We start from the raw sequence: 23,592 nt of genomic DNA on the forward strand, positions 1-23,592 counted from the left end.
ATCAGACATTTAAGACAGAATCCTGATTTCTGATCCAGAACCGGCAAATGGAAAGTACCGTATTCTTCATCTGATTGTAATCGAAAGGTTTAACCACAACGGCGTTGGCGCCCGCCTGGTAACACTGATTGATTTGGTCAGAAGATATATCACTGCTCATGATCACAACAGGGATTTCAGGAATCTCTAAATTATTTGCCTTAGAAATTTGTCGCAATAATTTAAGAAGTCCGATTCCATTCATACCCGGCATATTCAGATCTAAAATAATTAGTGCCGGTAAAAAATCCGGCTTACTGGTTTGTACAAGTATCTGGATATGCCTGTAAAGGGCCTGTCCACTTTCGAAAAATTTTATTGGATATGGTGTAACCGAGTCTTTTAAAAGCTTGTACATCAGAAACTGATGGTCGGCGCTATCATCAACAATATATAAATCTCTGTTCATAGACTCTCAGAACGATCAAATCAACCAAAAAGGTGCCTTTGTGCACAGCCTTTTGGTTGATTCGAGATAATTAATTTGTCTTAAACAACTTTTTAGCCATTTCAAGGTGATGTTTCAAAGCCGGAATTTTAGCACCTGCCCACTTCTTCAAGTCAGCATCCTTGCCTCCGGTTGATTCATCCTGAAACAAGCCAATTGTCTCTTCGTGAGAAGCAATCATCATGTTCATGTACAGCATATCAAAGCTGCTTCCGCTTTGAGAGGCCAGACTGTCTGTCATCATTTTTTTGGTACTTCCTAATTGTGCCGGGACTTCCATTTTTTTCTTTTTTACCAGTGCCATCAGTTCGCCGTTAACCTTTGTATGGTCATCAACCATCATTTTTGCGAAGTTTTTCACTTCCTGTGATTCTCCGTTTTTAAGTGCAAGCTGGCCAAGGTTAACTTCGAGCATACCGCCTTCGGCAGCCTTTTTTACAAAGTCAGTATCCTGGGCCGGAGCTGTCTGGGAGCTTGCCTCAAAGACAGCAAATTGTAGTCCTGTTAAAATCAGGGCAGAGATAAAAAGCGTTTTCATAAAGTAAAAGTGGTTAGTTGGTTTGTTAAATCAAGCCTTCTGATTATTGTTGGTTATGTTTTTTATACGTTAATGAAATCATAACTTTTAGAATCAGTTGGCATTGAGTCGTGTGCGCTTGTAAAAAACTATACCACAGGACAATAGGCATTTGTTCTCCCGACATCCAATTCCAATAAACAATTAGTCAATGGGGCATTTCAAAACCATCACCGACCGGCCAGGCACATTCAGTGTGTGACCTGCTTTGAATTCTTCATCCTTTTCACTGATAAAACCTTCGCTGCTATCAATTACAATTCGCCACTGATCCCCGCACTCTGCTGATGGCAAAACGAATTCTGCCGGATTTTCCTCAGAGTTGAAAATAATATAGAAGCTATCATCCGTGATTCTCTTTCCGTCCCAGTTTACACATCTGATTCCTTTACCATTCAGGTATACGCCAAAAGTCTTGGCAAGTTCAATATCCCACTGCGGGTCAGAATAAGTACTTCCGTCGGCATGCAGCCACAAAATGTCATTTGATTCTGTTCCGGTAACAGGCAGTCCCTGAAACCATCTTCTGCGCCGGAATGACGGATGGTCGTTACAAAATTGTATCAGTGATCTGGTGTACTCCAATAATTTCAGATCAGCCGACTCCCAGTTGATCCATGAAATTTCATTATCCTGGCAATAGGCATTGTTGTTGCCATTTTGTGTGCGACCCAATTCGTCTCCTGCAACCAGCATGGGAACGCCCTGCGATAAAAACATCGTAGTCAGAAGATTTCTTCTTTGTTTGTGGCGAAGAAGTATAATTTCTTGATCAGCACTTGGGCCTTCGACTCCGCAGTTCCATGAGTTATTGGCTTCGGCTCCGTCTTTATTATCTTCTCCATTGGCCAGGTTATGTTTCCTGTTATAAGTGACCAGGTCATTAAGTGTAAAACCATCATGTGCTGTCAGAAAATTGATACTGGCCGTTGGGCGCCTGTAATCTCCCTGGTAAAGGTCGGGGCTACCTGTAAACCGGTGTGCAAACTCACATAGGTTGATGTCGCCTCCGCGCCAGAAATCACGGATGTGGTCACGAAACTTGTCATTCCACTCTCCCCAGCCGACCGGAAATTTGCCTACCATATATCCCTGATCGCCTATGTCCCAGGGCTCGGCAATCAGTTTTACCTGAGATATGACAGGATCCTGGTAAATGATATTAAAAAAAGAACTTAAACTATCGGTTTCTTCAAGCGTCCTTGCCAGCGATGCCGCCAGATCAAATCTAAAACCGTCTACATGCATTTCGGTTATCCAGTACCGCAGACTGTCCATGATTAAAGCCAAAACGTTCGGCAGCTGCACATTTAAGGTATTACCGGTTCCGGTGTAATCCATATAATGGCGTTGATCATCAGCACACAGGCGGTAATAGGAAGCGTTGTCAAGTCCTCGAAAAGAAAGGGTAGGGCCCAGGTGGTTTCCTTCTGCTGTATGATTGTAGACAACATCCAGAATGACTTCTATACCCGCTTTGTGCAGCGCTTTAACCATTTTTTTAAATTCAATTACCTGTTCACCAGCCGTGCCACTGCTGCTGTAACGGGCGTCAGGTGCAAAAAAGCCCAGCGTGTTGTATCCCCAATAATTAGTGAGCCCTTTTTCAATCAGTTGCTGATCGGCGACAAAATGATGGATGGGTAAAAGTTCAATAGCTGTTATACCCAGTTCTTTCAAATAATTGATGCTGACTTCATGCGCTATTCCCGCATAGGTTCCTTTTATGTAATCCGGAATATCCTTGTGGAGCATGGTAAATCCTCTGACATGCGCCTCGTAAATAATTGTGTCGCTGTACGGTATATCAGGCTTTTCGTCATTTTCCCAGTCAAAACGATTATCAATTACAACAGACTTGGGTATAAATGCAGCACTATCTTTTTCGCTGAAACTCAGATCTTCGTCGGGAGCTCCAGCCTGGTAGCAAAAAACTGCTTCATCCCATTTCAACGTCCCGTCCAAAGCCTTTGAGTAGGGATCTATGAGGAGTTTATTTGGATTAAACCTGTGCCCGTTTTCAGGTTCGTAACGTCCTGATGCCCTGAAACCGTAGCGCTGCCCGGGCCCGAGGTCAGGAACATAAACATGCCAGATGTGATGGGTAACTTCTTCAATTTTAATTACAACATTTTCTTTTTCATGATTATCGTCGCTAAACAGGCATAGCTGCATACCGTCTGCATGTTCGGAAAAAACCGAGAAGTTAACTCCCTTTCCATCCCAGGTGGCGCCAAGTGGAAATGGTTTCCCAGGGCAAGCCTTTATTTCCACTGACTCCGGCGACTGGACTAATTCATTTTCGATATGCTGATTCATGGTGTAAGTGTTAATGTAACTATCTGAAAACTAAATGAGGTAAGGCCTCATAGCTAAAAGTCTAAATGAATTGTTCTTGTTTCGCCCGGATTACATGAAAATTGTACCAGCTTATTGGAAAGGCTTAATGAAATTTCTGCTGACATCAACTGTCCGAAAATGCGCAACGGTTGACGGATAAAGTGTTTTGGTGAATTCAAGTGGATTTTTTTGCGCCGTATATGCTTTGGCTTGTTCCTGGGAAATTATAAAGTGCCCAAGTGTTGTGATAAACGGCTTTCTGACCTATTGGAATGATTTTATCTCATGCGCCAATCTTGTCTAAAATTTTCCTTTAAAATGAATACCATATACATTGTAGATGACTCGGCCGATCAGCGTTTTTTGCTCAGTTTTTTGCTTAAAAGGATAAATCCCAAATATGAGCTCGTTGTTTTCGACGGAGCCCGGGCACTTCTTGATATGCTGTCTCGGGTAAAAGAAAATGGTGCAGATTATCCGCAAGTTATCTTCCTAGATTACCAGATGCCGGAAATGGACGGTTATGAGGCACTTACTATTTTAAAAAGTAAGGATCAAGGCAGCGCCGGATATGTTGAGGTGCCGGTGGTAATTTACAGTAGTTCTTCGGACCGGGATCTGATCCAAAAATGTTTAGAATCAGGTGCCTTTGCCTTTTTGCAAAAACCTGTAAACCTGGATGAACTTAAAAACCTCTTAAGATCAATGTGATGGGATGGAAAGTTTAGAAATTATTGGGTGCCGCACACTTTTTCCAATATTCCATAATGACTCTGATCGTATCCAGTAGTTCTTCAAAAGAAGTTTGCTTGACAAAAAAGCCCTGGGCAGAAGTGCTGGATGCATCAATTACAACGTTTAGGTTAATTACGGTTGAAAAGAACAGATAGCGAATACATTTAAGTTTTAGTTCTGCATCGGTATGCAGTTTATTTCTCAGCTCGAAACCATTCAGCCTGGGCATGTTGATATCAGATAATATCAAAAAGGGTGCATTGCCTGTTCCATGCAGATATTCCAGGGCAGCCAGACCGTCCGGAAAGTAAATCCGCTCATTTGGGTATTGCAGTGTAGTGAAAACTTCTTCTAAAAGGAACTGATCATCCTCATCATCCTCAATAATAATTATCTCTCCATTTTTGTTCATTTGCTAAGTTTTGCCGGTTGGTATAATATTCAGTCCTGCTGGAATTGACATTTTAATTAATTATTGTTCAAGGAAATATCCTGTCGTTATCGAAACATTTTGTATCTGAAAAACAATGGAATAAACTATAATATACAAGCAATCATATCCTGCATAATAAATATCGGAAAACAGTGGCATGGTTTTTAATCTTTTGACCAAACCAGCCAAAATCCGAAGAAACGACAGACTGACGAAGGTAACCCGACGTTTTTAAAAATTAGGGCTAGACTTAATTTTTCTCTTACAGATTTACAACCTTAAAATTTTTAATCATGGCAAACACAGTCGTATCAATATTCGAAACTGCTGAGCAGGCAGAAAGAGCCCAGGATTTACTTCGTGCAAGTGGTTTTGCAGATGAGCAGGTGTCCGTCAGAACCGCTTCTTATAAAACGAATACTCCGTCTGAGGAAAATGAGCCTACCGATGTCATGGAGAAAATAGCAGATTTCTTCAAAGATCTTTTCGGAGCCGATGATGAAGAGGTAACGACCTACTCCGAAGCTGGCCACAGAGGCACGATTATCACAGTGCATACAACCAATAGGGATGACGCAGAAAAAGTGGCTGCCATTTTGGATGGTTATGGGGCAGTTGATGTTTCAGAAAATGTTTCGTCTCATCACCATCAGTTTATGGATGATCCGTACAATCCTGTTTTTGAAAAAGATGCCCATGGCCAAAACAATGCAGCTTCAACCCGTGCATCCCGTTTGAAAAGCCGAATTATTGAGCGTTCGGTCATCAAAAATAATCATTAGTCGAAAATCTTAGACCCTAGGCGGCAGGGTAAAATTCTTGGCATTATGTACGAGTATTGTTAATTATTCTTCACCTGTACATCCTTAAACATGAACGGATTATCGCTAACTCTCAACGTTTTTCCACTGGCAATTTTTACGTTTTTAAGACTTACTTCTCTTGTTTTGACATAGGGGAATTTCTCCTGATAAGAACCGTCAGTCATCTGCGGATTGAAATTGCTAAAAATGGCAGGTCCCTGGTAATTTTCCGGATGCTTGGAATCATCTATGCGAAGATTTTCTATCGTAATTTTTTCCGGCATATAACAAGTGTATCCGAAATCGTGCTGGCCGGAATAGGATCCGGTTATGATTGAGGGGCTAACCGGTTTTCCGCCGGATGGAACAAAAACACAGTTTCGGATGATTAGCTCGCCCTGCCAGGTACTGCCATAGTCGTTTCGCAGGTTGACAATACTTCTGCCCCGGATTGTGGAGTTTTCCACTAGCAATAACCCGCTGCCAATAGCATTGATTCCCATATGTCCCAGGGTAGAATTGCGGATAGTGGCATTGGCAACACCCTGGTGTGCATCAAATCGTGACAATACACAATTGTCGTAAAGAAGGTTTTTGCAAAAATTAGAACCTAAAATGCCCCAATACCTACTATCGTCAATGTCATTTGTCTGGGTGCAGTTAATGAACGACACATTGAGTGCTCGGTTGGCAGAAAGGTCATAGGTACCCATTGAAACGGGTTTGCCTGCCGCGCCGATGGTATTATACATTTTGTGCCCTGTCAGGACGCTGTTTTTTACTGTCACGTAAGAACAATCACCGATATTGATGAAACCTCCGTAAGGTGCGCCATGGTCTTCTTCACCTGTGATGCGGTGTTCCAGTCCTTCGATAAGTACATTGGATCGTCTAACGGCTATGTTTCGGTTGTAGTAAGTGTATTTTGATTCTTCTTTATTGGCAATAGTGGTAAAACGCCCGCCGGTAATTTTAAGCGGTTTTTCATCAATTGGTAAAGCAGTAATCTCCGTGATCTGGTCGAAATTCCAAATAATCGGAGCATTTTTATCTACATTTCCGTTTTTATCAACGACAAAGATATCGGTTTGTGAAGATCCGTTATTTTGGTTAAGTCCGAAGCGGATATACTGCCTGACATTAGAGTTTGTGACCGTGATCAGGCATGGACCGGGTAGAGACGCATCAATTTTCTGCTGATTTCTTTTCAGTGTCGTTACCTTTTCCAGTTTGAATGGTTTGAGACTTGAACTCACTATGAATACAGACGCATTGCGATTTTGAACATTTATATCATCAATGATAAAAGCAGCCTTACCAAAATCCGTGTTGGTACTGATTACAGCAGTTCGCTCTTTTCCTCCGATGTAGTAAGAGGCACCATCATCGGCTTTTACTGTCAGGCCGTGCAGGTTGGCAAATGCATGTGTTCCTGCGATAGCGTCTATATCATCTGCTTTCCCATCGCCTTTGGCACCGAAGTCGCTGTAACGCACATATCCGGCGGCTTTGTATTTGGCTAGATCTTTTGGTGAAACATTGATGTGTAATTTGCCGTTTTCTTCTGTGTAAACGCGGGTTTTCTCCTTTTGGACTGTGATTACAACATCTTCATGCGGGCTCTTATTCTGTCCTTGTGTCACAAATGCACAGATTAAAACAAAATACATCAACAGCGAATACTTCTTCATTGGGATTTAGCTTAATGGTTAGTAAACTAAAAAGGTCTCGTTCGAGATAAATTACCCGCCAGACTTTTCATCTTTTTGGTCTACTTTGTAAAGAGATTTCCAAATTTAGAAACAACGGGTAATTCTGACTGAGCCTTTACAGGCATTTTATCTAAGATGGCAGATTCTCCTTATGACGTAAACTTCCCGGTGTGCTGGCAAATGGATTTTGGCGATGTTAATAAGGCTTAGGAAATACAATTTGATCATAGACTCAATAGTGTTGAATCAGATATTTATTATTTATAGAGATGATCCATACAGTATTATTGTGACGACGATAAGAATCCTTGTGGCATGATATTCTTGAATGACACAATAAATTAACAAAACAGAAATCAAAATTATGACCAATACATCAAACGCCACAGGAGTAATTAACGATCTGATTGAAATTAACAATGACCGTGTAGCCGGCTTTGAAAAGGCAATCGAAGATATCAGTGACGAAAATATTGACCTGAAAGATCTCTTTGAGAATTACGCACAGCAAAGCCGTAAAAATGCGCAGGCATTGTCGGCAGTCGCCGGATCGGCACCACATTTGGAAACCGGAAAAAGTGTAAGCGGGACCTTACATCGTGTCTGGATTGATGTGAAATCATTGTTTGGCGGAAGTGACCGTGCGAGCATATTATCAGAAGCTGAACGCGGAGAGGATGCAATTAAAAAAGCATACAAAGATGCTCTGGACAGTGAACTTACTTTGGATGAACAGGAAATAGTGAACACTCAGGCGCAGGAAATAAACGCTGCACATGATAAAATCAAGGCGCTGCGGGACGCTGCTAAGGCAAATTAAATCAACCAAAAAAAAGCTGTCTTGAAAGGGCAGCTTTTTTGTTTTTAATTGAAAACCGCAATAGGGGAAGATCATCAATACCCTAATAAATATTCATGAACGACAAACCAACCTACCTGAATTTTGACTTAGCCGCATATGCCTGGAAGCCGGATGTGGACTACAGGCAATACCCGGAGCTTTATCGCGTCGGGAAAGGGGAGCAGGGTGTGTTAATTTGTGAGCCTTATAAGACAGAGATCGGGCAGTTCTGGCGCTTTAAAACAAAGGAGATTGCCCGGGAAAGCAGCAATAGGATCTATGAACTTTTTCTTGATTATTTAGAAAAAAATGATTTTGTCGGTGCTGACATGTCACGCAAATATCTGCAGATGGGCTTTACCCGTGCCCGACGTTACGCTAACTATAAAGGCGGTAAAAAATATGATAAGGAACATGACTATCAGCTTTTGGAAAAAGGTACAGGGCAGCAGGAAAAAGCCAAAGCAGCTGCCATATTTTTTACCAAGTGGAAAGAAGCAGAAAGCCACGTTAAATATGCTCAGCTCAAAAAGGACTGGAAAAGTAAGATAGGTTGAAGACCAAAAACTACTACTCGCTACGCAGACTTTTCACAGGGTCGAGTAAAGCAGCGCGAATCGCCTGATAACTTACTGTGCTCAGCGTTAGTACAAGTGTACCTGCGCTGGCGGCTGCAAAAATCCACCAGGAAATGTTGGTGTGATAGGTGTATTTTTCCAGCCAGCTGTCCATACAATACCAGGCAATTGGTATGGACAACAGGCAGGAAACCAGAACAAGAATCACAAAATCACCTGAAAGTAACTGCCATAAATTGGTCACAGAGGCACCCAGAACTTTACGGATACCAATTTCTTTTGTCCGTTGTTCTGCAATGAATGACGCCATTCCGAAGAGGCCAAGACAGCTTATAAAAATAGCTAAAACTGTAAAAACTGCTGCCAGTTTACTTATCCTTTCCTCAGCCGCAAACTTTAATGCATATTCCTGATCTACAAACTGGTAGTTAAACGGAGAATCGGGACTGTATTTTTTGAATGCGGTTTCTATATTTTTTAATGCCAAACTTGAATTCGTGCCTGGATTAAGCCTTGCCGTGATAAAGCGGCCACCTCTTGGGTGAATGAAAAAGATTGACTTTTTGACCGGGTCGTAGGGAGATTCCATGATCATATCTTTAATCACGCCAATGATTTTAAATGGTTTTCCGTCCCAGGTTACCGTTTCTCCGACCGCATGATTCAAACCGCGGTTTGCCAATCCCATAAACTTTACCGCCGCTTCATTAACCACAAATCCGGCAGAATCGCTGGACAAAGTTCTGGTAAAATCACGTCCTGCAATAAACTGCCAGCCAACTGTTTTTCCAAAATCATGTGAAATGCCTATTGTTGCAAATTCTGAATTCAGCCCAGGATCTTTACCCTTCCAGTTAAAACCTACATTCGCCGAAAACACCTCGGTTGGCGGTGCGGCCGATTCTGCTAATGATGTTACTGTTCCGGTTTTTACGAGGTCGTCCAATAATGCGTCAATATGCCTGTGGAGGTTTGGAGTATTTACCAGCATGGTCACAAGGCCTTGTTTGTTATACCCAATGGGACGGTTTTTTGCATGAAGAATTTGTTTGTAAACAACGAATGTTCCAATAATCAGTGTAATGGAAACTGTGAATTGCAGAACCACCAGAATTTTGCGGGGCAGCGTAGCACGCAATCCGAGCGGTGTCCATTTGCCTTTAAGTGCTTTAATGGGCTGAAATGAAGATAAATAGAACGCGGGGTAACTGCCTGCTGTAAGTCCGGTAAAAAGTGTGAAGACAAACGCGATAACCAGAAAAACAGGGTCGCGCCAGGGTATAAACATTTGCTTGTCGGCAATCCCGTTAAAAGTTGGTAAAACGAGCCATGCAAGTAGTAATGAGATAAAAAATGCAAAAAATACAATCAGGAATGACTCACTGAAAAACTGTCCTACAAGTTGCACCCGTTGTGAGCCGACCGCTTTTCTGATTCCTACCTCTTTAGCGCGTTTTTCCGAGCGTGCGGTACTTAGGTTCATGAAATTGATACATGCCAGCAGCAGAACGAATACGCCAATAATGCCGAACAGCCACACAAACTGAATGCGTCCTCCAACGTTTTTGCCATTATCCCACTCTGAATATAAATGCCAGCTATTCATTGGATGCAGCAGGATTTGTGGCTTGAATTTCAAATCATCTGACCCCGCTTTTTGAAGTTTAATGTCTCTGATTTTGTCGGAAACTACTTTGTAATCGGTGTTCTCTGTGAGCTGCACCAGAATTTGGAAAGAACTGTTTTTCCATTCACCGTTTTCTACAGCCTCCTTCACCCATTGGTTGGATGAAACGAAAAGCGCAAATGGTGCTATAAATCCCAGTTCGTGAAATTCCGAATTGTAGGGAATATCTTCATAGACGCCGACCACCCTGACATCCAGGTCGTTATTGATTTTAATCATTTTATCAACCGGATCAGCGTTTTTAAAAATTGCTATTGCAGTCGACTCGGAAAGAAGGATCGTTGACGGATCTGTTAACCCCGAGGCGCTTCCGGATTTCATTTTTAAAGAAAGCATTTCAGCTGTGCCGGCCGACATGAAGTTGCCGGGCTTTGTAAATGTAGCTGTGCCGTATGTCAGCGTATGTCTTTGAAGCCAGGAAGTGATAACTACACTGCTGAAATCCGTTTTAAAATTGGTTTGAAGCTCCTTGAATAACGGCGCCGGTACGTTACCGCCCATATTTATTTCTCCATCCAGAGTTTGCTGCTGCATGACGCGTGCGATCTGTCGGTAGTTTTTATGGGATTGATTAAAAGAAAGCTCATCGTAAATCCACAAGCCTATCAACATAGCAACCGCCATTCCAACTGCCAGCCCGCCAATATTGACGAAAGAGTAAGTCTTGTTTCCGGCAAGATTGCGCCAGGCAATTTTAAAATAATTGCGGAGCATACCATTTCAGGTTAATTTGTAAGAAAAGGTAATGAGGTGAAGTTGTTACTTGTTCATTTTGACACTCTTAATATAAACAATAATTACATGACTGTAATAATACTAAATCAACCTTTCCCTTTCATGTCCCTGAATTCTTCCTGTAAATCCCGCACTGCTTTTGCCAGTACTTTCAGGTCGGGCAATGGTTCGGGGAATTCTTTGGTTTGGTAGCAGTGGAATTGCCATATTTCCAAAACTTCCGTGACAGGAACGGTGAAAGGCTCGTAAACAGAATTCAGCGATTTTAAAAACAATTGATTATCTGACACAGTAACCAGTTTAAAAACAAAATCCTGTTCTCCTTTCAGAATCACGATGCAGGGCGTGCCGGGCTTTAATTGTTTCCAGTCGTCAACATAACAGGCAATTACGTCACTGCCGTCGGGCACCGGAAGCATGGAATCTCCCGTAATCGGAAACATACGGTGTGTACCGGCAGGAAGATTGGGCATGGAAAATTTTGGTAACATGGCCAAAAAATCCGGATCCGAATATCCGCTCCGGTATCCGGCTTTTGCTTTTACAGGAACATATTCAACATTTTCCTTATTGTCGTTATTAACTGTAATTGCCAAAACTCTGATTTTTGTTCCGGTCATATACACATCATTGCCTGCTTCCAGTTCCCTGATTTTAAGTTCAGACAGCTTGGTAAGGTCAACTTTAAAAAGGCTGTCCATACTAATTTTGAAGTACTCAGAAAATTTAACCAGATCGGCAGCAGACGGGTTTTTAGTCTTTCCCGACTCCAGGGCCTGAAGTTTGTTTCTTGACAAATCCAGTTTTTCAGAAATTTCTTCCTGGCTAAATTTTCGCCTCTCCCTAAGAAACCGGATGTTGCTATGAAAAAAAAGAGTTGCCATTGTCAATGTATGGTGTTAATATTGGAAACATAATATTGTTGCTTATAGCAACAAATGTAATTTAATTATTTTGTTTATGGAACATCCGACGACAAAAATTGAGATACTTGAAAAACTGAGGAGAGATGTCATTTCCTTACAGGGATTGGTTTCGCCGTCGGACCTTCCACGCATCCATTTTGGTTTGGGACAGATCGAGGCATCATTTCCAAACCATGCTTTTCCGGTTGGAGCGATACACGAATTTATCAGCACGGATCCCAAGGATGGTGCAGCAACCACCGGTTTCATGTCCGGGTTATTGGGAAAGCTCATGCAAAACGGAGGTAAATGTTTATGGATCAGTACAAAAAGAACAATATTTCCCCCGGCTTTGAAAATATTCGGTCTTGAGCCTGACAAGATCATTTTTATAGATCTTAATCACGAAAAGGATAAATTATGGGTAATAGAAGAAGCCCTGAAATGCAAATCACTGGCAGCGGTAGTTGGTGAGATACGGGAAATTAGTTTCACTGAATCCAGGCGTCTTCAGCTGGCTGTAGAACGAAGCAGGGTTACGGGATTTTTGCACCGAAATAACCCAAGAACTATAAATACCCTGGCCTGTGTTTCCCGATGGAAAATCAAATCGATCCCCAGTAAACTTGAAGATGGAATGCCTGGTGTTGGTTTTCCGAGCTGGCAGGTAGATTTGCTAAAAATACGCAACGGTGAACCCGGTAGCTGGGAAATAGTCTGGGAAGCAGGCGAGTTTAAAGTTGTTCGCGAACAGAATGTTTCCGAAATCAAACTTCGTTTACTGCGGGCAGTTTAGTTGGTTCGTGCTATTATTCCAAAGCCGTATTATATTTTGGCAGGATTTTTTAGTTTCATCTTAATATGAGCTTTACACTAAGTTTAGTAAGTATGTGTAAAAGAGTTAGGTAACAACTAAAAGCAAAATATTATGGCAACTTCAGTTCAATTATTTTTTGAAGATTATGCAACAGCATTAACTTCCTTTTCAGCTGAAAATATTTCCGGTTTTTATCAGACACCCATGGCTGTTTATTCCGATCAGGGAGTGCAGACTGTTGCCGAAATGTCGGAAGTAATAGCATTTTGGGAACAAGGCATTGAGCCCTACAAGGCACAAAATATCGAAAAAGCAATGCCAAGAGTACTCAGCGAACAACAGCTTTCAGAAACAATTTTCATAAGCCAGGTTGCTTGGGACAACTACGACAGTTCGGGAGAAAAAGTATCGAGCGAAACTAATTTTTACATTTTGACCGGGAATAAGGGGGCGCTGAAAATTAGCGGGTTGATAATTATGAATAAATAGTCTCAATTTCTAAATCAAAGAATCTTGATTTTCGATGTAATTATCTTAACTATGTTGGAAAGAAATTCTCACTCCCACAAAGTTAAGTTTTAAGCTGATGTTTAAAAAATCAAGTATTTTCCTGCTTTGTATTATTGTGGCTCTGGTCAGCCAGGTTTATGCCCAGGGAATTTATTATCCCGATTCCGTCTGGCAAAGTAAAACACCTGCCGAGCTGAAAATGAACAAACAATGGCTAGACAGTGCGGTAAATATTGCGCTGCATAATGAAAATGAGGTTGACCGGGATCTTCGGATTGCGAATCTTAAATCTTATCAGCGTGAACCTGATTACCAAATTCTCGGACCCATGAAAAAGAGAGGCGGACCGGCCGGGCTAATTATCAAAAATGGATATATCGTAGCCAAATGGGGTGATGTTGAAAGAGTTGACATGACTTTCAGCGTAACTAAAAGCTATCTTTCTACCATAGCAGGACTGGCTCTTGATAATGGCCTGATAAAAAATGTTCATGACAGGGTAAGTAAATATGTATGGGATGATACCTATGAAGGCGCACACAATGGTAAAATAACCTGGGAACATTTGTTAACCCAAAGTTCCGACTGGTCGGGAACACTTTTTACCCAGCACGACTGGGCAGATCGTCCGCCGAAGGAAGGCGCGATAGACGATTGGAAAAACCGCAAAATGCTTGAACCGGGTACTAATTTTGAATACAACGATATCAGGGTCAATTTGCTGGCATATTCGCTGCTGCAGGTCTGGCGCAAACCGCTGGCCGTAGTTCTTAAGGAAAAAATCCAGGATCCGATCGGTGCTTCCACTACCTGGCGCTGGTACGGCTATGATAATTCATTTGTAAATATAGATGGTGTGATGACGCAGTCGGTCAGTGGCGGAGGGCATTTTGGCGGCGGTTTATTTATTAATTCGCTGGATCAGGCCCGTTACGGACTTCTTTTTCTGCGAAAAGGTAAATGGAAAGACAAACAAATTCTTTCAGAAAAATGGGTTAACTCGGTGCATCAGCCTTCGTCTCCGAATAAAGCATATGGCTATTTGTGGTGGATTAATTCGGACAATGCTATTCAGGGTGCTCCGTCAAATCTTTTTTATGCCAATGGTTTTGGAGGTAATTATATTGTGATTGACAATGAACACGATCTTGTTATTGTATCAAGATGGCTCGACGGAAAAAAACTGGGAGATGTAGTGAATATGGCAATTAAGGCGGTTGGGAAATAAGACATAAATTATTTGCCATTAAGGAGTTAAGGGTCATTAAGTCTTAATTTTTCTTAATCCCTTAATGGTTTAATAAATTTTAGATAAAAGCACTCTCACCGGTTATAGCCCGTCCCACTATCAGAGAATTAATTTCTTTCGTCCCTTCATAAGAATAAATTGCCTCAGCGTCAGCAACAAAGCGGGCAATGTCATATTCGAGCAGGATTCCATTGCCACCAAAAAGCTCACGGGCATGGTCCACAATAGACCGCATGCGAAGGGTGCAAAATACCTTGGCAAGAGAAGCATGTTCATCCTGCAGGTCTCCCTTATCCTGCAATTGTGATAAGCGGTATACCATCGTTTGCATAGCAGTAAGATCACCCAGCATGGTTACCAGTAAATCCTGAACCAGCTGGAAACTGGCTATTGGTCTGCCAAATTGTTTTCTTTCCAGTGTATATTTTAAAGCAAGTTCATAAGCACCTCTTCCGCAGCCAACCGCCTGCCAGGCAACTCCGGCTCTGGTCATACGCAATACGTTGGCGGTATCTTTAAATGAGTTTGCGTTCTGAAGTCGGTCTTCTTCGCTTACCTTACAATCTGTTAAAGTAATTACAGCATTTTGTACCGTACGAAGGGCCATTTTATCTTCCATTTTTTCAGCCTTAAACCCTGGATTATCTTTTCGGACGATAAAACCTTTCACCTGGTTATCTTCCGGATTTCTTGCCCAGATGATGGTGATATCCGAGAACGTAGCATTGCCAATCCACTTTTTCTGTCCGTTAAGTACCCAGTTATCGCCATCCTTTCTGCAAGTTGTGGTGAGCCCGCCGGCGGCGGCAGAACCTACTTCCGGTTCTGTAAGCCCGAAGGCCCCGATGATTTCCATGCGCTGCATCAGTGGCAGCCAATACTGTTTTTGTTCTTCCGAACCGCAGAGGTAAATTGAGCCCATCGCCAGACCGCTGTGTACGCCAAAAAACGTTGAAATTGAAGAATCGATTCTTGCCATTTCCATTGCTATGAAGCCTTCCAGAAGTGATGAGCGGCCTGCGCAACCGTACCCTTTGTATGTCAGTCCGCAAATGTCCAGCTTGGCCATAAGCGGAATAATGTGCATCGGGAAATGTGCTTTGTTCCAGTATTCATTGGCAATCGGCTTGATTTCCGTTTCCATAAAGTTTCTCACTTTAAGCTGTACTGCGCGGTCCTCTTCTGTTAGCGTATCACTTAGTTCGTAAAAATCACCATTCACTTTGGGAGGATCCTTTTTAACTCCTGAAGAAGCCTGCATCATCCGCATCATTTTGGCCAGATCTTCGTCGCTCATTTTAGAAACAACACCCATAAGCTTGTTAAGATCCACCTTTTTCGATAGCCGGTTTACAGCCGCCAGATCTATATTTTTTAAAAATAACTTTAATTGAGAATATGATTCGAAGATACCCATCTTACTTTTTTTTAGTTTTGATATTTGCTTACAACACGCTTAATATAATGCCTGACATCGGTTAACTGTATAAAAATGGGGATATTATTTCTGGTTTAGATCTAACATCAATTGTAATAACAAAATACATATTTGGCGTAAAAGCATAGTCATGGATAATTTACAGGCAATATTTTTGCTATGACAAATAGAAATGTTATTATTAGAAACCAATTATTGTTTCCATTAGCAACAATTTAAGTTTTATATCACTTAAACCGATAAGCAAATGTCCAGGCGCTATGTAAACATTTGGTTTCCTCATCTGACCACCGACAGACTCATTATCCGTAATCCGGATTTGAAGGAAATAGCATTTGTCCTTGCCAGTCCCGAACGCGGAAGAATGGTAGTAAAGGCGGTGAATACTGTAGGTGAGGTAAACGGGATCGGGCCAGGGATGGTTGTAGCTGATGCAAAGGCTGTATTCCCTGAGTTGCAGGTCATGGATTATAAACCGGAACAGGCAGAAAAACTACTTAATGCTTTAGCGGAATGGTGCATACGTTACACACCAATTGTTGCGGTTGATCTGCCAGACGGTTTAATACTGGATGCCACTGGTTGTGCTCATCTCTGGGGAGGGGAACCTGCCTATGTGAATGATATATTTAGCAAGCTAATAAGTTCGGGATATAATGTCAGGGTCTCAATGGCTGATACTGTCGGAGCGGCCTGGGCTGTCTGCAGGTATGGACCGGATGTTCGGGTAGTGGAATCGGGAAGACATGCCGATGCCCTGTTCGCGCTACCGCCACATGCCTTACGTCTGGATCCGATAATTACAGAGAGGATGAAAAAACTGGGGATTTACCAGATCCGTAACTTTATAGCAATGCCACGCAATGTGTTGAGAAGACGTTTCGGACAGCAGCTTTTGGATAGAATCGACCAGGCACTTGGTCCTTCTAACGAACTTATTACTCCGGTTAAACCCATAGAACCTTATCAGGAGCGACTACCTTGTCTGGAACCGATAGTTACGGCAACCGGGATTAAAATTGCGTTGCAACGGCTTTTGACAAGTATGTGCCAACGTTTCAAAAATGAAGGTATTGGTCTGAGAAAAGCAATTTTTAAAGGGTACAGGATGGATGGTAAAATCGAGCAGATTGAAATTGGAACAAACGGCCCCTCTTCCAATACAGAGCATTTATTCAAACTTTTTGAATTGAAAATAGCCACTATTGAACCCGCCTTTGGTATTGAATTATTTATTCTGGAAGCACCAGTGGTAGAAGATATGGCAGTAGTTCAGGAATCGCTATGGAACGCAAGCGGTGGCAGCGATCATATCGGATTACTTGAATTGCTTGACCGGATAGCAGCAAGAGCAGGAATAAACTCCGTTAAAAGATACTTACCGCGGCAACACCACTGGCCGGAACGTTCCGTTGAAATTGTTTCATCTCTTCAAAAGCAGCTAGAAACGGGTTGGAGAACCGACAGGCCCCGCCCGGTTCATCTTTTATCTAAACCGGAGTCAATTGTAGTGACAGCACCGATTCCGGATTATCCTCCGATGCTTTTCAGGTATAAAGGAAAAATTCATAAGGTAAAAAAGGCTGACGGTCCTGAGCGCATTGAACGGGAATGGTGGCTGGAAAATGGTTTGCACCGCGATTATTATTGCCTGGAAGACGAAGAAGGAGCTCGTTTCTGGATTTTCAGGCTTGGACATTATAATGATGATAAACCTGAATGGTTTGTTCACGGTTTTTTTGCATGAAAAAATAAGAGACTTTCCAGGTTTTAGAAATCTTGAAAGTTTTTAAACTGAATAAGAGAACATGACTTACAGCGAACTTCAGATCACATCCAATTTTAGTTTTCTAAGAGGCGGATCTCATCCCGAAGAACTGGTTGAACGCGCTGTGTCTTTGGGTTATAAAGCAATTGCTATCACCGACCGTAATACACTCGCAGGTATTGTGAGGGCACATTCAGAAGCAAAAAAGGCAGGTATCCGGCTGATCCCCGCATGCAGGCTGGATCTTTTGGACGGACCCAGCCTTTTAGCATATCCCACGACCAAAGAAGCTTATGCAAGTCTGTCAGGTTTGCTTTCGGAGGGGAATCTGCGTGCAGAGAAAGGATCGTGTCATTTGTACAAAAAAGATGTTTATCGTTATACATCCGGAATTAAATTTATAGCCATTGCACCTTCATCACTAAATGAATTTTTTGATTTTGATTCTGAATTTAAAAATACACTTTTAGAATATAAACGAAACTTCGGCGAACATCTTTACCTCGCTGCGTCGCGATCATATCAGGGTGATGATACCAAGAAATTGTACCGGATTGCCGGGCTGTGTGAGGAAATGAATATTCCGATGATTGCTACGAATGATGTGTACTATCACATTTCAGAACGAAGGGAATTACAAGACGTGGTTACCTGTATACGGGAAAAGTGCACCATTTACAACGCAGGTTTCCGCCTTTATCAGAATGCCGAAAGATATCTTAAACCGATTGACGAAATGCACAGGATATTCAGACACTATCCGGATGCACTGCTTCGTAGTCAGGAAATTGTTGATGCCTGCCAGTTTTCTCTGGATTCTTTAAAATACGAATATCCCGAAGAAATCACTAGTGAAGGAAGAACGCCGCTGCAGGAACTTGCAGCCCTCACCTGGAAAGGAGCCATGGACTTTTTTGGCGAATGTATACCTGAGAAAGTGGAATATGCCATCAAACATGAAATGACATTCATTGAAGAAATGGATTATGCGGCCTATTTTCTTACGGTCTATGACATTGTAAGTTATGCCAGAAAGCAGAAAATATTATGTCAGGGGAGGGGTTCGGCAGCGAATTCTACGATCTGTTTTTGCCTGGGAATTACATCCGTGGATCCTACCAAATTTGATCTTTTATTTGAGCGTTTTATCTCATCTGCACGCAACGAGCCTCCGGATATTGATGTGGATTTTGAGCATGAACGCAGAGAAGAAGTAATCCAGTACATTTATAATAAATACGGAAGGAACCGGGCCGCCATTGTTGCCACGGTTACCCAGTTACACCAGAAGGGTGCAGTACGTGACGTGGCCAAAGCAATGGGACTTTCAGTAGATGCGATCAACCGTCTTTCGAATTCGATTTGGGAATTTACAACAGAATGGTTTGAAGGAACCCGCATCGCAGAACAGGGATTTAATCCGAAGGACCCGCATCTAATCAAAATACTTAGTCTCACTGAACAGTTTATGGGTTTTCCAAGACAGCTCGGGCAGCATACAGGCGGCTTTGTAATTACCAGAGGGAAACTTTCGGACTTATGTCCGATCATGAATGCAAGAATGGAAAACAGGACTTGCATTGAATGGAACAAAGATGATATTGATGCACTTGGTTTTTTAAAAATCGATGTACTCGCTCTGGGTATGCTCACTTGTATTCGGAAAGGATTTGATCTGGCTAAAAAGCACTATAATCTGGATCTCACGCTGGCTAACATAGGGCAGGATGACCCGATGGTTTATGACATGATCAGCCACGCAGATACCATTGGTGTTTTTCAAATAGAAAGCCGGGCTCAGCAGTCGATGCTTCCCAGGCTTAAGCCGAAATGTTTTTATGATCTGGTTATTGAAGTGGCTATTGTCCGGCCAGGGCCAATCCAGGGAGATATGGTTCATCCTTACCTCAGGCGGAGAAATGGTGAAGAAAAAATAGAGTACCCATCCGAAGAATTGAAGGAAATTCTTCACCGCACATTAGGGGTGCCGCTATTTCAGGAGCAGGCTATGAAAATAGCGATTGTGGCAGCAGGTTTTTCCCCAGCAGAGGCAGATGAACTGCGACGAAGCATGGCCACTTTTAAGGTAAAAGGATTGGTATCGCGGTTCGAAAAAAAGCTGGTAGAAGGTATGACCAAAAAGGGTTACACCGAAGAGTTCGCAAAAAGGGTTTTTAAACAGCTTGAAGGTTTTGGCAGTTACGGTTTTCCTGAAAGCCATGCAGCCAGTTTTGCTTTGCTCGTGTATGTGTCATGCTGGATGAAATGCTATTATCCGGATGTCTTCGCAGCAGCTTTATTAAATAGTATGCCAATGGGTTTTTACCAGCCTGCACAGATTATAATTGATGCAAAGAAAAATGGTGTGGAAGTCTGGCCGATAGACATTAATTACTCGGGCTGGGATAATATACTGGAAGAAAGTGAAATGATCAGGGAATATTACCCTTTAAGACTCGGTTTTCGGCAGATAAAAGGTTTACGGGAAGCTGATGTCCAAATATTAATTGAAGCAAGAGAAAAACCATTTACGCAAATACATGAACTAAGGGATGCCGGTGTTTCACAGGTTTCACTGGAAAAACTTGCTGATGCAGATGCTTTCCGATCCATTGGGCTGGACCGCCGTCAGGCTTTGTGGGAGGTATCTGCGTTAAGTGACCGTCCCATGGGGCTTTTTAAAGGGTGTCCTTCTGAGAGTACTTTTGAAGCAAGTATAACATTGCCGCAGATGAGCGTATCGGAGCATGTGGTGCAGGATTATGCATCAACTTCGCTATCGTTAAAAGCGCATCCTGTAAGTTTTATAAGAGAAAAATTAAAATTACTACATGTTGTCTCTACAAAAGAATTGAGCAATATCGGGGACGGAAGAATTGTGAAGGTAGCCGGATTGGTTTTGGTACGGCAACGCCCCGGCACAGCAGGTGGAGTATGTTTTATAACCGTTGAAGACGAAACCGGTTTTGCTAATCTTGTCGTTTTTAAAAATTTGTTTGAAACCTACCGTAAAGAAGTACTTCATGCCAGATTACTGATGGTGGAAGGTAAGTTACAGCGGGAAGGAGAAGTCATCCATGTAATTGTCAGACGTTGTTTTGATCTTTCCGGTTTGCTGCGTCAGCTTACAACCCTGGAACAAGAGAATCCGCCGGTACTTACGCTTTCCCGTGCGGATGAAAAAGATGAGTATGCATCTCAGGCTGTAAATAAAAGAACCCAGGTTCGAAAGGATGTGCAGACGGAGATTTTTCCGGCAGGCCGTAATTTTAAATAATAACTTTCCCCAGTTACTTCTTTTTCACATATATTTCTACAATTTCCTGGTTAATATTCAGGCTGTCTATTTTCTCAATACCGGTTTGAATTAAGGTGTCATTTTTTAGAATCAGTTTAAAATTAAAATCCCTGTTTTCCCAGTCACGATAGTTGCAGTATGCCAGGTGCTCAGAGTAATTTTCCCCTTCCAATTTGTAGGTTCCGCTTCCTGCATCAAAAACAGCGGACTCACCTTTGCCATAATTTAGGTCATGCTTGAAAAATGAAAACTCGTTATCAGTAAACATTTTGATCATTTCCTGGCCTTTAACCGGAAAGGTATTCACAGTATCTGTCTTTGTAATTACTTTGGAAGAAACCAGATTCCAGGTGCCAGCTAACGGCAGAGTTCTATTCTTTTCTGTTACTTCTGATGTAATATTACAGGATACCAACGAAAGCAGAATTGAAAAAACAAAAAGTTGATTCTTAGATGGCATTAGAGTGGACCGTGTTAGAATATTTGAAAATCTGCAATAGGCTGAATAAGAGTTCCGCCAAGCAAAGAAGATCTGTTAGCAGAATTTATACTTACTAACAGATCTTTATCAAACAATGACTTTTTACCTATTTTGTAACAACAACTTTTGAAAATTTGCTTTCTCCATTACTCTGTGTAATTTGAATCAAATACAAGCCCGGCTGCAAATGCTTAACGGATAATCCATCACCAATCTTAGATGATTTTGATACAATTTGACCCAAGGAGTTAAAAAGATTTACCGATTGGATCTTATTATCATCATCAGAGATAAACAGCTTATCAGAAACTGGGTTAGGATAAAGTAAAATATCCCTTCTACTGAAGTTAAGCATTTTTACGGTACTGTAAGCAAATGTTCCATCAGTATCTGTCATTTTTAAACGGTACAAATTTTCGCCATCAGCAGGTGTATGATCGGTGAATGTGTAATTCAAGGGCAAATGACTTTCTACAGCCGCCTGTACTTTCCCGATTTTATTCCAGTTTTTGCCATTTCCGCTGCGTTGTATTTCGAAATTATCGCTATTGTATTCGCTGGCAGTGTTCCAGGAAAGTAGCGCCCTGTTTTCGTTTTTTTGCACATTAAAACTGGTCAGTTTGATTGGTAAGGGTAAGGGAGATGAGCTGCTAAAGAAATAAACTGCCCCTGCATCCAGCACGTTATTATTATCAGTTGCATCGGCATCTTCAAGATTAGAGCCTATAAGTAAATTAGCTCCATCAATAGCTAGTGTAAAACCAAAATTGGTATCCGTGGCACGTAATCTTGCAGTGAGTTTATTTGTTTGCATCCATTGATCAGCTCCTCCGCTGTTTTTTGAATATACGTACGCAGAACCGGAGTTTTCAACGTGATTGTTTTCAAATACGTCATGATTTTCCGTTTTGGCTCCAACTACTACAAAGTCATTGCTGATAGCTACGGCGTTCCCAAAACCATCTTGCGATTCCCGGAATTTAGCAGTAATTTTTTTAATCATTCCCCAACCGTCGGATCCGCCCAAATCATTTTTGAAGATGTAAGCTGAGCCTGTGTTACTTAATTTATTATCCTCATTTTCGTCTTCGTCATCATTAACTGCTCCGACGACTGCATATTCATCACTGATAGCTACGGAAGTACCAAAGGTGTCGTACTCACTTTGAAGAGGTGCTTCAATTTTTTTTACCTGCCCCCAATTATCCTGGCCCAAATGATCTTTTTTAAATATATAGGCAGCACCTGCCCCGTAAATCAAAGGGTTTACATGAGATTTCTGACCGGCGCCCACAATCGCATAATTTCCGCTGATAGCGACGGAAGTGCCGAATTGGTCGCTTCCGTCGCGGTCCGATGCGATTAAATGTTTTAACAAGCCCCACTTATTTAAACCGCCTTGATCCTTTTTAAACAGATATGCTGCTCCTGAGCCCATCAGGCTACTGTTGCCGGAGATATTTTCTCCGTAAACACCTACAAGTGCATAATCGCCATTAATTGAGACTTTTTGACCAAAATATGAATTAGAGGAGCGTATAGCCGCAGTAACTTTTTTTGTAAATCCCCAGTTATCAGTTCCTCCCTGATGTTTTGAGAATATGTAAGCGGCGCCCGAATAGTTAATAGGGTTAAGATCAGATTCATCTTCTTTTTCATTGGGTGCACCCACAATAACAGTCTCACCGCTAATGGCTACACTCGCTCCAAAGTTGTCGTACTCGCTGCGAACAGGAGCGCATATTTTTTTTACTTGAACCCAATTGGTCCCATTATGAAACAAAATGTAAGCGGCTCCTGCACCTGAAAGTGAATTACTGCCATTAACGTCTTTTCTCTCGTAAACAGCACCGACTACCGCGTAGTTACCGGAAATGGAAACGGAACTGCCATAATAACTTAAAAATTCCCGGTCATCGGCTGTTGCTTTAATTACTTTATCCCAATTCTGGGCGAATGAAAAAATGGAAATAAATTGAAATAGAAAGAGAACTTTTAAAGTGTTGGGCAAAAATTGAAACATGGTAGAGGTAGGTGAGTTAAGTTTGAATTTATAGCAATAACTCAAATTCTATCAATAAAATAAAATCGGTTTTGCAATTAAGGAAAGACAAGTAGTTAGCTCAATTACTCAACAATCCATTTTTAAACATACCCTTCTTGGTATAGGTCCGTCAACTCTTACTCATGTAAACGAT

The 23,592-nt window shown here is 41.9% G+C and carries 19 protein-coding genes; 9 read left to right on the forward strand and 10 right to left on the reverse strand.

What is annotated here, in order from left to right; all coding sequences use genetic code 11:
* Nucleotide 1 precedes the first annotated feature (1 nt).
* The 3 genes from E0F88_RS05630 to glgX all read right to left on the reverse strand — a co-directional run bounded on the left by E0F88_RS05630 (nucleotide 2) and on the right by glgX (nucleotide 3,383).
* The gene (locus E0F88_RS05630) at nucleotides 2–448 is read right to left on the reverse strand and encodes a response regulator (protein WP_131957220.1); all 447 of its coding nucleotides are present in this window, start codon (nucleotides 446–448) and stop codon (nucleotides 2–4) included.
* A 70-nt stretch (nucleotides 449–518) separates the two neighbouring features.
* Nucleotides 519–1,025: a DUF4142 domain-containing protein gene (locus E0F88_RS05635; RefSeq protein ID WP_131957221.1), complete on the reverse strand. Its 507-nt coding sequence runs from the start codon at nucleotides 1,023–1,025 to the stop codon at nucleotides 519–521.
* Between the two features lie 183 nt (nucleotides 1,026–1,208).
* Nucleotides 1,209–3,383: a glycogen debranching protein GlgX gene (gene glgX / locus E0F88_RS05640; protein ID WP_131957223.1), complete on the reverse strand. Its 2,175-nt coding sequence runs from the start codon at nucleotides 3,381–3,383 to the stop codon at nucleotides 1,209–1,211.
* Nucleotides 3,384–3,722: 339 nt separating this feature from the next.
* On the opposite strand from glgX, the gene E0F88_RS05645 reads away from it, so the two are divergent.
* Nucleotides 3,723–4,115: a response regulator gene (locus E0F88_RS05645; RefSeq protein WP_165940002.1), complete on the forward strand. Its 393-nt coding sequence runs from the start codon at nucleotides 3,723–3,725 to the stop codon at nucleotides 4,113–4,115.
* Nucleotides 4,116–4,128: 13 nt separating this feature from the next.
* Here E0F88_RS05645 and E0F88_RS05650 read toward each other — a convergent pair whose 3' ends face one another.
* On the reverse strand, nucleotides 4,129–4,551 hold the full coding sequence (locus tag E0F88_RS05650; protein ID WP_131957227.1) for a response regulator: 423 nt from the start codon (nucleotides 4,549–4,551) through the stop codon (nucleotides 4,129–4,131).
* A 314-nt stretch (nucleotides 4,552–4,865) separates the two neighbouring features.
* On the opposite strand from E0F88_RS05650, the gene E0F88_RS05655 reads away from it, so the two are divergent.
* The gene (locus E0F88_RS05655; protein WP_131957229.1) at nucleotides 4,866–5,354 is read left to right on the forward strand and encodes a hypothetical protein; all 489 of its coding nucleotides are present in this window, start codon (nucleotides 4,866–4,868) and stop codon (nucleotides 5,352–5,354) included.
* A gap of 59 nt (nucleotides 5,355–5,413) precedes the next feature.
* Here the strand turns inward: E0F88_RS05655 and E0F88_RS05660 are convergent, their stop codons facing one another.
* Nucleotides 5,414–7,066, reverse strand: coding sequence for a hypothetical protein (locus E0F88_RS05660; protein ID WP_131957231.1), 1,653 nt, complete (start codon nucleotides 7,064–7,066; stop codon nucleotides 5,414–5,416).
* A gap of 385 nt (nucleotides 7,067–7,451) precedes the next feature.
* Here E0F88_RS05660 and E0F88_RS05665 point away from each other — a divergent pair, with 385 nt between their 5' ends.
* Together E0F88_RS05665 and E0F88_RS05670 are read left to right on the forward strand one after the other, a co-directional pair.
* Nucleotides 7,452–7,907: a ferritin-like domain-containing protein gene (locus tag E0F88_RS05665; protein ID WP_131957232.1), complete on the forward strand. Its 456-nt coding sequence runs from the start codon at nucleotides 7,452–7,454 to the stop codon at nucleotides 7,905–7,907.
* 95 nt (nucleotides 7,908–8,002) lie between these two features.
* Complete coding sequence (locus E0F88_RS05670) at nucleotides 8,003–8,485, forward strand: DUF4385 domain-containing protein (protein WP_131957234.1); 483 nt, start codon at nucleotides 8,003–8,005, stop codon at nucleotides 8,483–8,485.
* 13 nt (nucleotides 8,486–8,498) lie between these two features.
* On the opposite strand, the gene E0F88_RS05675 is transcribed toward E0F88_RS05670, so the two are convergent.
* Complete coding sequence (locus tag E0F88_RS05675; RefSeq protein ID WP_131957236.1) at nucleotides 8,499–10,907, reverse strand: ABC transporter permease; 2,409 nt, start codon at nucleotides 10,905–10,907, stop codon at nucleotides 8,499–8,501.
* Between the two features lie 107 nt (nucleotides 10,908–11,014).
* A complete protein-coding gene (locus E0F88_RS05680; protein WP_131957238.1) occupies nucleotides 11,015–11,812 on the reverse strand; it encodes an XRE family transcriptional regulator in 798 nt (265 codons plus the stop codon).
* 76 nt (nucleotides 11,813–11,888) lie between these two features.
* Here E0F88_RS05680 and E0F88_RS05685 point away from each other — a divergent pair, with 76 nt between their 5' ends.
* The 3 genes from E0F88_RS05685 to E0F88_RS05695 all read left to right on the forward strand — a co-directional run bounded on the left by E0F88_RS05685 (nucleotide 11,889) and on the right by E0F88_RS05695 (nucleotide 14,388).
* Nucleotides 11,889–12,629: an ImuA family protein gene (locus E0F88_RS05685; RefSeq protein WP_131957240.1), complete on the forward strand. Its 741-nt coding sequence runs from the start codon at nucleotides 11,889–11,891 to the stop codon at nucleotides 12,627–12,629.
* Nucleotides 12,630–12,761: 132 nt separating this feature from the next.
* The gene (locus tag E0F88_RS05690; RefSeq protein ID WP_131957242.1) at nucleotides 12,762–13,139 is read left to right on the forward strand and encodes a DUF6841 family protein; all 378 of its coding nucleotides are present in this window, start codon (nucleotides 12,762–12,764) and stop codon (nucleotides 13,137–13,139) included.
* A 97-nt stretch (nucleotides 13,140–13,236) separates the two neighbouring features.
* On the forward strand, nucleotides 13,237–14,388 hold the full coding sequence (locus E0F88_RS05695; RefSeq protein WP_131957243.1) for a serine hydrolase domain-containing protein: 1,152 nt from the start codon (nucleotides 13,237–13,239) through the stop codon (nucleotides 14,386–14,388).
* A gap of 79 nt (nucleotides 14,389–14,467) precedes the next feature.
* Here E0F88_RS05695 and E0F88_RS05700 read toward each other — a convergent pair whose 3' ends face one another.
* Nucleotides 14,468–15,826, reverse strand: a complete 1,359-nt coding sequence (locus E0F88_RS05700) for an acyl-CoA dehydrogenase family protein (protein ID WP_131957245.1) — start codon at nucleotides 15,824–15,826, stop codon at nucleotides 14,468–14,470.
* Between the two features lie 268 nt (nucleotides 15,827–16,094).
* Between E0F88_RS05700 and E0F88_RS05705 the strand changes: the two genes are divergently transcribed.
* On the forward strand, nucleotides 16,095–17,594 hold the full coding sequence (locus E0F88_RS05705; protein WP_131957247.1) for a Y-family DNA polymerase: 1,500 nt from the start codon (nucleotides 16,095–16,097) through the stop codon (nucleotides 17,592–17,594).
* Between the two features lie 61 nt (nucleotides 17,595–17,655).
* Entirely contained in the window at nucleotides 17,656–20,892 is a 3,237-nt protein-coding gene (locus E0F88_RS05710) for an error-prone DNA polymerase (RefSeq protein WP_131957249.1), read from the forward strand.
* A 13-nt stretch (nucleotides 20,893–20,905) separates the two neighbouring features.
* Here the strand turns inward: E0F88_RS05710 and E0F88_RS05715 are convergent, their stop codons facing one another.
* The gene (locus E0F88_RS05715) at nucleotides 20,906–21,373 is read right to left on the reverse strand and encodes a hypothetical protein (RefSeq protein ID WP_131957251.1); all 468 of its coding nucleotides are present in this window, start codon (nucleotides 21,371–21,373) and stop codon (nucleotides 20,906–20,908) included.
* 127 nt (nucleotides 21,374–21,500) lie between these two features.
* A complete protein-coding gene (locus tag E0F88_RS05720) occupies nucleotides 21,501–23,417 on the reverse strand; it encodes a T9SS type A sorting domain-containing protein (RefSeq protein WP_131957253.1) in 1,917 nt (638 codons plus the stop codon).
* Nucleotides 23,418–23,592: the final 175 nt, after the last annotated feature.

This window comes from Dyadobacter psychrotolerans, assembly GCF_004349265.1.
Lineage (GTDB): Bacteria > Bacteroidota > Bacteroidia > Cytophagales > Spirosomataceae > Dyadobacter > Dyadobacter psychrotolerans.

Bases quoted from the DNA above. Each gene is read 5' to 3' on its own strand.
- E0F88_RS05680 (WP_131957238.1), bottom strand. From the start codon at position 11,812: ATGGCAACTCTTTTTTTTCATAGCAACATCCGGTTTCTTAGGGAGAGG.
- E0F88_RS05635 (WP_131957221.1), bottom strand. From the start codon at position 1,025: ATGAAAACGCTTTTTATCTCTGCCCTGATTTTAACAGGACTACAATTT.
- E0F88_RS05650 (WP_131957227.1), bottom strand. From the start codon at position 4,551: ATGAACAAAAATGGAGAGATAATTATTATTGAGGATGATGAGGATGAT.
- E0F88_RS05720 (WP_131957253.1), bottom strand. From the start codon at position 23,417: ATGTTTCAATTTTTGCCCAACACTTTAAAAGTTCTCTTTCTATTTCAA.
- E0F88_RS05700 (WP_131957245.1), bottom strand. From the start codon at position 15,826: ATGGGTATCTTCGAATCATATTCTCAATTAAAGTTATTTTTAAAAAAT.
- E0F88_RS05685 (WP_131957240.1), top strand. From the start codon at position 11,889: ATGGAACATCCGACGACAAAAATTGAGATACTTGAAAAACTGAGGAGA.
- glgX (WP_131957223.1), bottom strand. From the start codon at position 3,383: ATGAATCAGCATATCGAAAATGAATTAGTCCAGTCGCCGGAGTCAGTG.
- E0F88_RS05630 (WP_131957220.1), bottom strand. From the start codon at position 448: ATGAACAGAGATTTATATATTGTTGATGATAGCGCCGACCATCAGTTT.
- E0F88_RS05675 (WP_131957236.1), bottom strand. From the start codon at position 10,907: ATGCTCCGCAATTATTTTAAAATTGCCTGGCGCAATCTTGCCGGAAAC.
- E0F88_RS05670 (WP_131957234.1), top strand. From the start codon at position 8,003: ATGAACGACAAACCAACCTACCTGAATTTTGACTTAGCCGCATATGCC.
- E0F88_RS05645 (WP_165940002.1), top strand. From the start codon at position 3,723: ATGAATACCATATACATTGTAGATGACTCGGCCGATCAGCGTTTTTTG.
- E0F88_RS05695 (WP_131957243.1), top strand. From the start codon at position 13,237: ATGTTTAAAAAATCAAGTATTTTCCTGCTTTGTATTATTGTGGCTCTG.
- E0F88_RS05665 (WP_131957232.1), top strand. From the start codon at position 7,452: ATGACCAATACATCAAACGCCACAGGAGTAATTAACGATCTGATTGAA.
- E0F88_RS05705 (WP_131957247.1), top strand. From the start codon at position 16,095: ATGTCCAGGCGCTATGTAAACATTTGGTTTCCTCATCTGACCACCGAC.
- E0F88_RS05690 (WP_131957242.1), top strand. From the start codon at position 12,762: ATGGCAACTTCAGTTCAATTATTTTTTGAAGATTATGCAACAGCATTA.
- E0F88_RS05655 (WP_131957229.1), top strand. From the start codon at position 4,866: ATGGCAAACACAGTCGTATCAATATTCGAAACTGCTGAGCAGGCAGAA.
- E0F88_RS05715 (WP_131957251.1), bottom strand. From the start codon at position 21,373: ATGCCATCTAAGAATCAACTTTTTGTTTTTTCAATTCTGCTTTCGTTG.
- E0F88_RS05660 (WP_131957231.1), bottom strand. From the start codon at position 7,066: ATGAAGAAGTATTCGCTGTTGATGTATTTTGTTTTAATCTGTGCATTT.
- E0F88_RS05710 (WP_131957249.1), top strand. From the start codon at position 17,656: ATGACTTACAGCGAACTTCAGATCACATCCAATTTTAGTTTTCTAAGA.